General features: G+C 55.9%; 9 protein-coding genes. 5 read left to right on the forward strand and 4 right to left on the reverse strand.

What is annotated here, in order from left to right; translation table 11 throughout:
* The first annotated feature begins 44 nt into the window (after positions 1-44).
* The 4 genes from KKW20_RS07975 to rsmA all read left to right on the forward strand — a co-directional run bounded on the left by KKW20_RS07975 (position 45) and on the right by rsmA (position 5,290).
* Positions 45-2,090, forward strand: coding sequence for an LPS-assembly protein LptD (locus KKW20_RS07975; protein ID WP_214567360.1), 2,046 nt, complete (start codon positions 45-47; stop codon positions 2,088-2,090).
* A 97-nt stretch (positions 2,091-2,187) separates the two neighbouring features.
* Entirely contained in the window at positions 2,188-3,456 is a 1,269-nt protein-coding gene (locus tag KKW20_RS07980; protein WP_246534511.1) for a peptidylprolyl isomerase, read from the forward strand.
* Positions 3,453-4,442: a 4-hydroxythreonine-4-phosphate dehydrogenase PdxA gene (gene pdxA / locus KKW20_RS07985; RefSeq protein WP_214567361.1), complete on the forward strand. Its 990-nt coding sequence runs from the start codon at positions 3,453-3,455 to the stop codon at positions 4,440-4,442. Before KKW20_RS07980 ends, pdxA begins: the two co-directional genes overlap by 4 nt.
* Complete coding sequence (gene rsmA / locus KKW20_RS07990; protein WP_214567362.1) at positions 4,439-5,290, forward strand: 16S rRNA (adenine(1518)-N(6)/adenine(1519)-N(6))-dimethyltransferase RsmA; 852 nt, start codon at positions 4,439-4,441, stop codon at positions 5,288-5,290. The genes pdxA and rsmA overlap by 4 nt, the downstream gene beginning before the upstream one ends.
* A gap of 54 nt (positions 5,291-5,344) precedes the next feature.
* Here rsmA and KKW20_RS07995 read toward each other — a convergent pair whose 3' ends face one another.
* Positions 5,345-7,006 (reverse strand): chloride channel protein, encoded by a 1,662-nt coding sequence (locus KKW20_RS07995; protein ID WP_425514263.1) that lies wholly within the window; start codon positions 7,004-7,006, stop codon positions 5,345-5,347.
* 105 nt (positions 7,007-7,111) lie between these two features.
* On the opposite strand from KKW20_RS07995, the gene KKW20_RS08000 reads away from it, so the two are divergent.
* Positions 7,112-8,488, forward strand: coding sequence for an FAD-binding oxidoreductase (locus tag KKW20_RS08000; protein WP_214567363.1), 1,377 nt, complete (start codon positions 7,112-7,114; stop codon positions 8,486-8,488).
* A gap of 55 nt (positions 8,489-8,543) precedes the next feature.
* Here the strand turns inward: KKW20_RS08000 and recN are convergent, their stop codons facing one another.
* The 3 genes from recN to lpxC all read right to left on the reverse strand — a co-directional run bounded on the left by recN (position 8,544) and on the right by lpxC (position 12,228).
* Positions 8,544-10,196 carry a DNA repair protein RecN gene (gene recN / locus KKW20_RS08005; RefSeq protein ID WP_214567364.1) on the reverse strand — a complete coding sequence of 551 codons (1,653 nt, stop codon included), beginning with the start codon at positions 10,194-10,196 and terminating at the stop codon, positions 8,544-8,546.
* A 27-nt stretch (positions 10,197-10,223) separates the two neighbouring features.
* Entirely contained in the window at positions 10,224-11,135 is a 912-nt protein-coding gene (locus KKW20_RS08010) for an outer membrane protein assembly factor BamD (protein ID WP_214567644.1), read from the reverse strand.
* 169 nt (positions 11,136-11,304) lie between these two features.
* A complete protein-coding gene (lpxC, locus tag KKW20_RS08015) occupies positions 11,305-12,228 on the reverse strand; it encodes a UDP-3-O-acyl-N-acetylglucosamine deacetylase (protein ID WP_214567365.1) in 924 nt (307 codons plus the stop codon).
* Positions 12,229-12,333: the final 105 nt, after the last annotated feature.

Genomic DNA, 12,333 nt, shown 5'->3' on the forward strand with positions numbered 1-12,333 from the left:
CCTCTTCTTCTGCGTTTGCGCAAAGCACCTCGACACAATCGTCGATGGCAACCTTGGTTGCAGACAAAGTGCAGGTGTTAGGGAATTCCGGCGTTTTGGCGCAGGGCAATGTTCTGATCTACTTCGGCGGAAAATCATTGACCGCGTCCAGCGTTCGGTATGATCAACAAGGTGACAAGTTGATGATCGAGGGGCCTATTGTCCTTCAGGATGGTGATGATCAGGTTATTTTTGCCAGTGCGGCTGAACTGTCCGGCGATCTCCGCAATGGAATCTTACAATCCGCTCGTTTGGTTCTGAACCAACAGCTACAGATCGCGGCTGTTGAGATTAATCGCATCCAAGGGCGCTATACCCAGATGAACAAAGTCGTGGCCTCCTCGTGCCAGGTCTGTGCCAAACATCCCGTTCCCTTGTGGCAAATTCGGGCAGAACGCGTGGTCCACGACCAGCAAGAACGGTTTATCTATTTTCACAATGCTCAATTCCGCATTGCCGATGTGCCCGTCTTTTTCCTGCCGCGCCTGCGCATGCCTGACCCGACCTTGACCCGCGCGACGGGGCTTCTTGCCCCCAAAATACGCACCAACTCGGCCTTTGGCACCGGCCTTCTCGTGCCATTTTTCATCCGCCTTGGCGATCATGCGGATCTTACCTTATCACCGTTTGTTGCAACAAAATCTAGAACACTCGAATGGCGATATCGGCATGCCTTTCGCTCCGGGGATCTGACATTTCGTGGTGCGATCAGCGATGACAGCATCCTGCCTGGTGAAAAACGGTTTTATGTCTTTGGTGAAGGGACATTTGCGCTTCCTCTGGATTTCAAGTTGAAGTTTCAGCTGCAAGATGTGTCGGACCCCGGATATTTGCTCGATTATGGCTACTCTGATGAAGACCAACTGCGCAGCGCCATTGCAATCACCCGTGCGCGCCGAGACGAGTTTATCTTTGCGGGCCTCACGCGCCATGAAACTCTGCGCGCAGATGAAATTCCGATTTCGGATCAATTGCCCTTTGCCCAAGCCGATCTTCTTTATGAAAGACGCTGGGTGCCCGGTTGGGTTGGTGGCATCGCAAGCTACCAATTGTCGGCACAAAGCTATTTTCGCGAAAGCAGCGAGGATCAGTTGGGGCGCGATGTGACGCGTCTTGGCGCCTCGTTTGATTGGCAACGAGATTGGCAGTTGGATGGCGGGGCGATTGTGAAAGTTGAAACCGCCGCGCAATCTGGGCTTTATTGGATTGAGCAAGACAGCAACTATGATACCGAACAAAGCTTTATTACGCCCTCCGCTGCGGTAACGTTGCGCTGGCCCTTTTCGCGTGTCGCAGCGAACGGAACGCTGGATGTAATTGAACCCGTCGCTCAACTGGTTTGGAGCAAAAACGCAGGCGCGAGCATTCCGAATGAAGACAGCACATTTGTCGAGTTTGACGAGGCCAATTTGTTTTCGCTGTCTCGCTATCCCGGATTTGATGCCATTGAAGACGGCGCGCGTGCCAACCTGGGTGTGAAATGGACGCGCACCAGCCCTTCGGGTTGGGGCATGACCTTAGCCGCAGGTCGGGTGTTTCGGTTTGACGGTGCAGAAAATTTCTCGAACGCGTCTGGCCTGTCTGGTGATCAGTCAAATTGGTTGATTGCGGGGCAAATTCAGTTTGGCAGTCAGTTCGCGATGCAAGGGCGTGCTTTGGTCGATGACAATTTTAACATCGCAAAAACGGAAAGCCGCATTGCGTATCTTAGCGACACATGGCAACTGGGCGCCGCCCATCTTTGGGTTGTTGCAGATCCTCAAGAGGGTCGCGCCGACAAAATCCACGAGCTGCGTTTAGATGGTGCCTATCAAATCAACGACTTCTGGCGGATCAGCGCCAATGGAGATTTCGATATTGAAGCGCATCAGGCCACACGCGGAAAACTTGGCATTCAATACAGCAATGAGTGCGTGAAGGTCGATTTTTCCCTCTCGCGCCGCTTTACCGCATCAACTAATGTTAAGCCAACAACCGATGTCGGCTTGCAGGTAGAACTGATGGGGTTCGGCGGCTCGACGCGCGGCAAAGCGCGGCAATGTGCACAATGAGCGCCCCAATAATACGCGAATATCTTGGGGCTAGCATCGTCCCGCCTATTCGGTGCAATATGCGCCAAGACGCGAACTGACTGCGACGGATAAACAGATGAGCAGGACCAATATGACACGGGCTTTTACCACCGCCAAAAAGACACTGACCCATTGTGTTGGCGCGCTTTCTCTAGGTGTGTTGCTGTTGGGATCACCGGCGCAGGCACAAAACCTGTTTGCCCCAATTGCAAAGGTCAATGACCGGGTGATCACCGCATATGAACTGTCACAGCGCGCGGCATATCTGACGTTGCTGCGTGCCCCTGGCGATCCACAAATTCTGGCCCGCGAGCAATTGACGAATGAAGCACTGCAACGCGGCATCGCAAAACAGCTAGGCGTCACCATCTCCGACGAAGAATTACAAACCGGGATGGAGGAATTCACCGCCCGGTTCAACCTGACCGTCGAGAAGTTTCAGGTCGCGATCGCACAAGGCGGGGTTGCCATCGAAACCTTTCGTGACTTTGTGGCCGCGGGGCTGATTTGGCGAAACGTGGTGCGGGAACGCTTCCGCGGGCGCATCAACATCACCGAAGAAGATGTGGATCGTCGATTGGCACAAACTGGATCTTCGTCAGCTGTGCGCGTGTTGTTGTCAGAGATTATTTTGCCCGCAAACACGCCGCAGGCCCAGGCCGCCTCATCGGCACGCTCAACTGAAATCGCGCAAATTACAACGTTGCCCGCCTTTGCCGCAGCAGCGCGGCGTTATTCCGCGTCGCCGTCGAAAGGGCGCTCGGGACGTCTGGATTGGATGGACCTGTCCAACCTTCCCCCTGCCATCGCCGCACAGATCATTGCGCTTGCGCCTGGCGAGGTCACCGACCCACTTCCAGTGAACGGTGGCATTGCATTTTTCCAGATGCGCGCCTTGGAGGAATTTGAAGGACCGGCGCCGGAAAATGTCAGTGTCGACTATGCGACATATCTCATCCCTGGTGGAAAAACCCCAGAAACCCTTGGCAAAGCGGCAACAATTCGCGCCAAGATCGACACTTGTGATGATCTATATGCCGTGGCGCAAGGTCAGCCGGTGGAACAATTGGTTCGGGAAAACCGCCCAGTTGGCGAGCTTCCGAATGATTATGCGATTGAGTTGGCCAAAATGGATCCGGGTGAAAGCTCCACCGCTTTGGTGTCGCCCTCCGGTCAGAACCTTGTCTTCTTGATGTTATGCGCCCGAAGCAGTGAATTGCCGGAAGAAGTAAGCCGGGATCAGATTAAGGCACAGCTGCAAAATCAGCGCCTTCAATCTTACGCAAAAAGCTACCTCGAGGAACTGCGCGCCGCGGCCTTTATCGAAGATTACACTCAGCAATGACCTCTCAGTCGACGGTCGCGCCGATTGCTCTGACGATTGGGGAACCCGCAGGGATTGGGCCCGAATTGGTTGCACCAGCTTTTCACGATCTGAACGGCACGGTCCCGTTCTTCGTGATCGGGGATCCTAACCACCTGCCAGACGGGACCGATTTTACGCCGATCCAAGCGCCTCATGAGGCCATTTCCGCAAGCAGTTTACCTGTGTTGCCACATGCTTTCGGCCCAAAGCGCACCCCCGGCACCCCCAATCCCACGCATGCCCAACATGTCATCGACGTGATTGCGCGGGCCGTTGATTTGACCCTGTCTGGGACGGCCTCGGCGGTGTGCACCAACCCGATCCATAAAAAAGCCCTGAAGGTTGGGGCCGGGTTTCCCTTTCCGGGCCACACTGAATATTTGGCGCATTTGGCAGGTGGGGCTGATGTTGTCATGATGCTGGCGTGTGACGCGCTGCGCGTGGTGCCCGCCACCATTCACATTGCCCTGAACGACGTTCCCAAACAATTGACGCAAACTGGGCTGGAGCAAGTCATCCGCACCACCCAAGCCGCCCTCATCCAAGATTTCGGCATCTCTAACCCGCGCCTGTCAGTGGCCGGATTAAACCCCCATGCGGGCGAAGGCGGCGCGATGGGACAGGAAGAAATAGATATGATTTCCCCCCTTCTGGACAAACTGCGCGCAGAAGGTTTTAGCATTCTCGGCCCACAATCCGCAGACACAATGTTCCATGCAAAAGCACGCGCCGGGTATGATGCCGCGATTTGCATGTATCATGATCAGGCCCTGATTCCGATTAAGACCATTGATTTCGCAGGTGGGGTCAATGTCACATTGGGCCTGCCCTTTGTGCGCACGTCACCGGACCATGGCACCGCCTTTGACATTGCCGGTCAGGGCAAGGCGGACCCCAGCTCGCTGATCGCGGCCTTGCGGATGGCCTGGCAGATGGCACAAGCTAGAAATGGAACCCCCGCATGAGCCAAATCGACAATCTTCCGCCATTGCGCGAAGTGATTGAAACCCACGACCTCGTGGCGAAAAAATCCCTCGGACAGAACTTCCTGCTTGATCTTAATCTAACCGCCAAAATTGCACGGCAGGCTGGGGATCTGACAGAATGCGATGTGCTGGAGGTCGGCCCCGGCCCTGGAGGATTGACCCGCGGTCTCTTGGCAGAAGGGGCGCGCAAAGTGCTGGCCGTTGAAAAAGACAGCCGGGCGATGGCGCCGCTTGCGGAAATCCAAGCCGCCTATCCCGGCCGACTTGAGGTGATCAATGCCGACGCGTTGGAGCTTGATCCGCTTGAACATCTGACAGCCCCGGTGCGCATTGTATCAAACCTGCCCTATAATGTCGGCACCGAGCTTTTGGTGCGTTGGTTGACGCCAAAATCCTGGCCCCCCGCTTGGTCAAGCCTGACCTTGATGTTCCAAAAAGAAGTGGCTGAACGCATTGTCGCCAAGCCCGGCTCAAAGGCCTACGGCCGTCTGGCAGTACTGGCACAATGGCGGGCCGATCCGCGCATTGTGATGGAGCTTGCCCCAGAGGCCTTCACCCCGCCACCCAAAATCAGATCCGCCGTCGTTCATCTTGAGGCCCTACCGGAACCCCGGTTTGAAGCGGATGGCAAAAAACTTCAGATGGTTGTTGCGACAGCTTTTAATCAACGACGAAAAATGTTGCGCGCCTCATTAAAGGGGCTTAGCCCCGATATTATCGACATCCTCACATCTGTAGGGATCAAACCCACTTGCCGGGCCGAAGAAATCGGGCTTGAGGAGTTTTGCGCTTTGACCCGTGCGCTCACCGGGGCGACGGGGAAATAAATCTGTCAGGACAGCCCGACAGCACGGACCATCAAAACCCTCTGTGCACCTTGGCTAAGAATGCTCTTCATGTGCGGTTGCCGCCAGTGCTTTGTTAAACGCCTTTAGCGCATCGACCTGATAGATAACCCCCCAAAGCTCTGGCGCATCGCCCTCACCGCCCAGCGTCACAACCGGGATAAACGTGCTGCCAGATGTTTCAAAGATCGGCATGACAACTTCTAATGTTGTGTTTCCATCGACATAAATACCCTGCTCTATCAGTTCCCAACAATAGGCGGCATCCGGTGCGCGACCGCCATCAATGTCGCGCATCACCGACACGACCCGGACCATCGACAGCAAATAGGCCTGCGGACCGGCTGCAAGGTGAATATTGCGGCGTTCCAATTGGGTGAGGAAAAAGGAACGATCAACAAGCCTGCTGGACAGGGCCGTGGATAAAGATACCGCACTCATCACCGCGATACCGGTCTGCCAGTCTCCGGTCAGTTCAAAGACGATCAAGGTGGTGGAAATGGGCGCCCCCAGGACCGCCGCGGCAACCGCGCCCATGCCCGCAAGCGCGTAAAGTGTCTCTGACCCAGAGACATTGGGGAACACCGCGGTTGCGATTATACCAAAGGCCAGACCGGTCAACGCCCCGACCATCAAAGCAGGCGAAAACACCCCGCCGCCCATACGCCCCGCCATGGTAATCGACACCGCTATCACCTTTATCACAGCGAACACCACGAGTTCATGCAACACCAGCTTCCCCGTGAGTGCAAGTGAGGTGGTTTCGTATCCAACACCGATAATATGCGGGAAGAAAATCGCCAATCCCCCCAACATCAGCCCCGCAAGCGCAGGGCGTAACAGCTTGGGAAGTCTTATTTTTTCCTGAAGTTGAGTGCCAATATCATCTGCCCAAAATATCGACTTCATCAAAACCACGGCCACAAGACCGCTTAGGATACCGAGCATCAGAAAGGCGGGCAGCTCGACATAAAACGCCAAACTGCCTTCAAGCGGCAAGACAAACTCCGTCATACCGCCGTATTCCAGCCGGTTGATCACCGTGCCCGCGACCGCCGCAATAGCAATCGGGGCAAAGGCGTGTACCGCGAAATGGCGAAGCACCACCTCGAGCGCGAATAAGGCCCCGGCGATAGGTGCATTAAAGCTGGCTGACACGGCCGCCGCCACAGCACAGCCCAACAAATCGCGCCCGGTGATCCCATTGGCGTTGATCCGGTTGGCGATCCAACTTGACATCACCGCAGCCACGTGCACCACTGGCCCCTCACGTCCCGTTGAGCCGCCGGTCGAAAGTGTGATCAGCGAGGCCAGCGCCGACCCAAGGCCCGCGCGTTTTTCAACCCGCCCTTCCCACAGCGCAGCCCCTTCAATCACATCCGCCACAGACCGCACCCGCCCGTCTGGTGTAAACCAATTCAAGATGCCCCCAACAACCAAGCCGCCAATAGCAGGCAGCATCAAAATCCAGTACCATGGCAAGGTAGAGGCAAAGCTATGGAGATGCGCGAGGTCATTGGTTCCGTAGAGTGAGGCTTGAAGCCACTCGATTCCCTTCCGAAACGCCAACGCAGCACCACCGGAGGCGATGCCAATAACCAATGCAATCAACCAAAACTGAAGCTGTGACGGCCCTTTTTGGATCAACAGTTTCCAGCCCGTAGACAATACCTGAACACGAGCCTTTAATGCACGGATAATAAACAATTTTGTTTGATTAAAGATTATCAAAACTTCGCCCGACCCTTTTCCCGCATGCCCATTCAGGCTAATCTGTCTCGGCTGCTGTCTAGGAGATGATGGATGTCCATCAACACCGTTTATGCCGAGCTCACATCGTTTCTAGGCGATCGCGTGAGCCGCTCCAAGTCTGATCTGGAACAACATGGCGGATCAGAAACCCATTTTGCCGAAACTCTGCCAGAACTGGTGGTGTGGCCGGAGAACACCGAAGAGGTGTCTCGGATCCTGTCGCTTTGTCACAGCTTCGGTGTGGCGGTCACGGCGTTTGGGGCGGGAACCTCACTTGAGGGGCATACACTCCCCCTACGGGGGGGCGTCTCTTTGGATATGACCCGCATGTCTGCGTTGGTTTCGGTGGACCCCGGGGACATGATCGCCGTGGTTGAACCAGGGCTTACGCGTGAGGCGTTGAACGAAGAACTTCGCGCGACGGGGTTGTTTTTCCCTGTGGATCCAGGGGCAAATGCCACAATCGGCGGTATGGCCTCTACCCGGGCCTCTGGCACCACCACCGTCCGGTATGGGTCAATGCGCGACAATGTGCTGGGCCTGACCGTCGTGCTGGCAGATGGCCGTATTATTACGACCGGATCGCGCGCCGCAAAATCTGCATCCGGTTATGATTTGACCGCATTGATGCTTGGTGCGGAAGGCACCTTGGGGATTATCACCCAGTTGACCCTGCGCCTTCATGGGACACCAGAGGCGATAAGCGCCGGGGTTTGCGCGTTTCCTGACCTAGCCTCGGCCGTGGCCACGGTTCAGCAGGTGATCCAAATGGGCATCCCGGTCTCGCGGATTGAATTTCTGGATGAAGACAGCACCCGTGCCATCAATGCCTATTCGGGCATTGCCTTGCCAATATGCCCCCACTTGCTGGTCGAGTTTCACGGCACGTCTGGCATGGTTGCTGAGGCAGCCGAAGAATTCGGGCAGGTCGCAGAAGATTTTGGCGCGACCAGCTTTGAAAGCGCAACAAAAACAGAAGACCGCAACCGGTTGTGGAAGATCCGACATAGTGCGTTTTATGCGGTGCTTGGGTTGCGGCCCGCCGCGCGTTCCATGGTCACCGATATTTGCGTTCCCATCTCCAAACTGGCCCAAGCCGTCGAAGAAACACGCGCTGACATTGCAGCATCTGGTCTAATTGGCCCCATTTTGGGCCATGTCGGGGACGGTAACTTCCATGCTATTTTGCTGTTAGAAGACGGCAATTCCGATGAAATGGCCATCGCGAAATCGCTCGCGGAGAAAATGAGCAAACGCGCCTTGGCGCTTGGTGGAACCATTACCGGCGAGCACGGCGTGGGCATGGGGAAACTTGGCTTGATGGATGCGGAACACGGGGCCGCGTGGGGTGTCATGGGCGACATTAAACGCGCCTTGGACCCCAAAGGCATACTGAACCCTGGAAAGCTCGTGCGCCCATCAAATTAGCTGCCTGCGACAGCTATAAAGAGCCTTATTAGCCCTTCGGCACGAATAAGGGTGATTAGCCGTTCAGAAGTTCTTTCGCGGCCTCACGCGCCGCATCCGACACCGTGTCACCAGAAATCATACGGGCCAATTCATCGACACGCTCACTTGCGTCCAATGACACCACGGTTGAAAGCGTGATACCGTTGGTGACGGCCTTTTGAACCCGCCAGTGATGCCCCCCCAATGCCGCAACTTGCGGACTATGTGTGACCACCAGAACCTGCCCCCCGTCTGAGAGCGATTTCAAACGCCGCCCAACCGCGTCGGCCGTCGCCCCGCCAACGCCACGATCGATTTCATCAAAAATCATCGTCACCCCTTGGGCATCGCGGGTCAAACAGACCTTTAATGCCAACAGGAACCGGCTCAACTCGCCGCCAGATGCAATTTTATTAAGCGGGCCAGAGGGCGCACCCGGGTTGGTCGCAACGGTAAAGGTCACCGCATCGGCCCCATCTGGCCCCGCCTCACTTGGTTCAACCAATGTCGTGAAAACCGCACGCTCCATCTTCAGCGGCGCAAGCTCGGCCCCCATTGCCGCATCCAACGCGGCGGCTGCTTTTTTTCGGGCTTTGGTGAGGGCTTGCGTGGCAATCGCATAAACCTGTTCGGCTTCCGTTACAAACCCCTGAAGGGTTTCGATTTGCCCTGCACCCGCATCCAATGCCTTCAGCCGTCCGCGCAATTCCTGCGCAAAATCGCCCAGCTCATCCGGTTGCACATTGTGCTTTCGCGCCAATCCCCGAATGGCGAACAACCGCTCTTCAGCTTCTTCAAGCTCATGTGGATTAAATGAAAGCCGGTCGAGAGCGGTCTCAACGCCCTGCACAGCCTCGCCCAATTCAACCATTGCCCGCCCGAGCGCAGAAATCGGCGCCTCAAGCGCCCCGTCAGATTGCGCAAGCGCGCCCTCAAGCCAGCGTAGCGCATCCCCCATCCGCCCTTCGGCCCCTTCACCATGGCCCAACGCCTGATGTGCTTTGGTGATGTCTTCACCAATCCGCTCAGCCGATTGCATCAAACGTCGACGCGCATCCAACGCGCCCTCTTCACCCGGTTGCGGGTCGAGTTTATCCAACTCACCGACCGCATGGCGCAGGAATTCCTCTTCAGCCTGAGCCGCCGCCAAAGCATCTTGGGCTTGGGCCAAAGCTTTGCGCGCCGATGCCAGACCTTTCCAAGCCAAATGCGACCGGTCGACCAAGCCTGACATCCCACCAAAACTGTCCAAAAGCTGGCGATGCACGCGTGGGTTCAGCAATCCACGGTCATCTTGTTGACCATGAAGCTCGATCAAAGTGTCTGATAAGGCGCGCAACACATCGCCCGACGCGCGCCGATCATTCACCCAAGCCGTTTTTCGCCCGTCTGCACGATTGATACGGCGCAGAATCAGCTCGTCCTCTGCCTCAATGCCTGCGTCCTCCAACACGGCGCGCGCCGGATGGTCCGCCGCAAGATCAAACACAGCGGTAACCTCACCCTGTTCCGCCCCGGTACGAACCAAATCGGCACGTCCGCGCCAGCCCAGAACAAACCCAAGACTGTCCAAGAGGATGGATTTTCCGGCCCCGGTTTCCCCGGTCAACACATTCAATCCCGGCTGAAACTCTAGCTCCAGACGATCAATGATCAACAGATCTCGGATTTCAAGACCACGCAGCATTCTGCCCCCAAACCGGATCGAACAGGCTTACAGCCAGTCGCCCTTGATCAGCTGACGATAAACACTTGCCAGCCAATTGTCGCCTTTGGCTTTGGGTTCCAGCCCCGCATTCGTCAACAACCGATAGCTGTCTTGATACCATGGGGTCGATTGGAAGTTATGCCCCAAGATGGCCCCGGCGGTTTGGGCCTCATCCGTCAAGCCAAGTGCAAGATAGCTTTCGACCAAACGATGCAACGCCTCCGCCACATGGCTGGTGGTCTGGAACTTTTCAACCACCACACGGAATCGATTGATCGACGCTGTGTAATGTTTGCGTTTCAGGTAATAACGGCCGATTTCCATCTCTTTGCCCGCAAGGTGATCAAATGCGAGATCAAATTTAAGAATCGCCGAACGCGCATATTCGGTGTCGGGGTAAAGCTCGATCACCGCACGCAACGCTTGCAGCGCCTGAAAGGTCAGCCCCTGATCCCGGCCCACTTCGTCGATCTGATCGTAGAAGCTGAGCGCCAAGAGGTATTGCGCATAGGCCGCATCCTCATCGGCCGGGTAAACATCAATGAACCGCTGTGCCGTTGCACGCGATTGTTCATAGTCTTTGTCTTTGTGAAAGGCGAACGCCTGCATGATCAAGGCGCGCTTGGCCCATGCGGAATAGGGGTAAAGGCGCTCAACCTCACCAAACCACTTGGCCGCTTTGTCCGGTTTACTATTTTCCAGATCATATTCGCCGCGCTTGAAAATCTGTTCCGCGGTCCATTCTTCAATGGGCTTTTGTTCAACCGGATCAGAGAAAACGCCGCCGAACAGCCCCCCCCCATTGCCGCCGCTAAACGACCCAGAGCCGACGCTCCCGCTGCCGCCAGAACATGCCGAGACCAAAAGCCCCGCCACGAGTACGGTCGTCACTTTTTTTGTCAGATTGACGCGGATCATGGCCGGTGCCCATCCCATAATTCATCTTTTCAGGTCACACAGTTAGCATGCCTGTTTCGCTTGTCCTAGCACAGTTCTTTTCGGTGCAAAATGCCCTTGGCGTGGTTTTTCGCGAGTTGTCGCCGATCAGAAACGATCATAAGAGCAAAACGGGCGATGTTGGGGCGGGTTATGCGGTCAGCGGAAGGTCAGACCGACGAACGCCCACACCGGGCAAGTGACGCGCAGTGGCATCATCACAAGTCACCAACCGCCAGGCATCGGGCTGATCAAAGAGCGCACGCAACAATTTGTTGGTCATCGCGTGGCCAGCCTTATGGCCTACATACCGGGCTTTCAAAGGGGCGCCAGCCAGCGCCAAATCCCCAAGTGCATCAAGCATTTTATGGCGTACCGCCTCGTCTACACGACGCAAGCCCCCGGGGCTTACCACATGGTCGCCGTCAACGACGACAGCATTTTCGCCAGGGATGCCCCCCAAGGCCAACCCATTGGCCTGCATCGCATCAACATCGGCTTGACGACAGAACGTCCGGCAATCTGACAACTCGCGAACAAAATTGCCATTCGACATATCGAGGCTTTTGTTTTGCGTCCCGATCGCTTGATCAGGAAAAGAAATATGGAAATCGATCAAGAAACCGTCAGCGGGTTCCAATCGCGCCCAGGCGTCATCTTCGGCAAATTCAACCGGCGCCAGCAGCTCGATCATCCGCACAGGGTCCGCCAATTCGCGCACCCCCGCCCGGATAAACCCCTCAACAAACCGCGCCGCACTTCCGTCCATGATTGGGACTTCTGGCCCATCAATCTCAACCAAAGCATTGTGAATGCCACATCCAATAAGCGCCGCCATGATATGCTCAATCGTGGATACCTCGACATTGGCGTCATTGCGAACCAAGGTACACAAGCGCGAGGGAACCACCGATGCCCAATGGGCTGGGATCATATTGTCGCGACCTTCGATATCGACACGTTTGAACCAAATCCCGTATTCGGCTGAAGCTGGATTGATGGTCATCCGCACCGGACGACCGGAATGCAATCCGGTACCGGTGAATGTAACTGGGCTCGAGATCGTGGTCTGCACAAAGTGCCTCATTTGTGGCGTCCGGGTGCCTTTCCCGGTGATCAAAGGGGTAGCCTTATGGTTCTCGCATCACAACTCAAACATTTGTAACGGTTTGAAACATGA

The sequence above is a fragment of the Aliiroseovarius lamellibrachiae genome, from assembly GCF_018599245.1.
GTDB lineage: Bacteria > Pseudomonadota > Alphaproteobacteria > Rhodobacterales > Rhodobacteraceae > Aliiroseovarius > Aliiroseovarius lamellibrachiae.

What these genes read in the sequence shown, in the direction of transcription:
- KKW20_RS07975 (WP_214567360.1), top strand. Translation starts at nt 45, where the DNA reads ATGGCAACCTTGGTTGCAGACAAAGTGCAGGTGTTAGGGAATTCCGGC.
- KKW20_RS07980 (WP_246534511.1), top strand. Translation starts at nt 2,188, where the DNA reads ATGAGCAGGACCAATATGACACGGGCTTTTACCACCGCCAAAAAGACA.
- pdxA (WP_214567361.1), top strand. Translation starts at nt 3,453, where the DNA reads ATGACCTCTCAGTCGACGGTCGCGCCGATTGCTCTGACGATTGGGGAA.
- rsmA (WP_214567362.1), top strand. Translation starts at nt 4,439, where the DNA reads ATGAGCCAAATCGACAATCTTCCGCCATTGCGCGAAGTGATTGAAACC.
- KKW20_RS08000 (WP_214567363.1), top strand. Translation starts at nt 7,112, where the DNA reads ATGTCCATCAACACCGTTTATGCCGAGCTCACATCGTTTCTAGGCGAT.
- recN (WP_214567364.1), bottom strand. Translation starts at nt 10,196, where the DNA reads ATGCTGCGTGGTCTTGAAATCCGAGATCTGTTGATCATTGATCGTCTG.
- KKW20_RS08010 (WP_214567644.1), bottom strand. Translation starts at nt 11,135, where the DNA reads ATGATCCGCGTCAATCTGACAAAAAAAGTGACGACCGTACTCGTGGCG.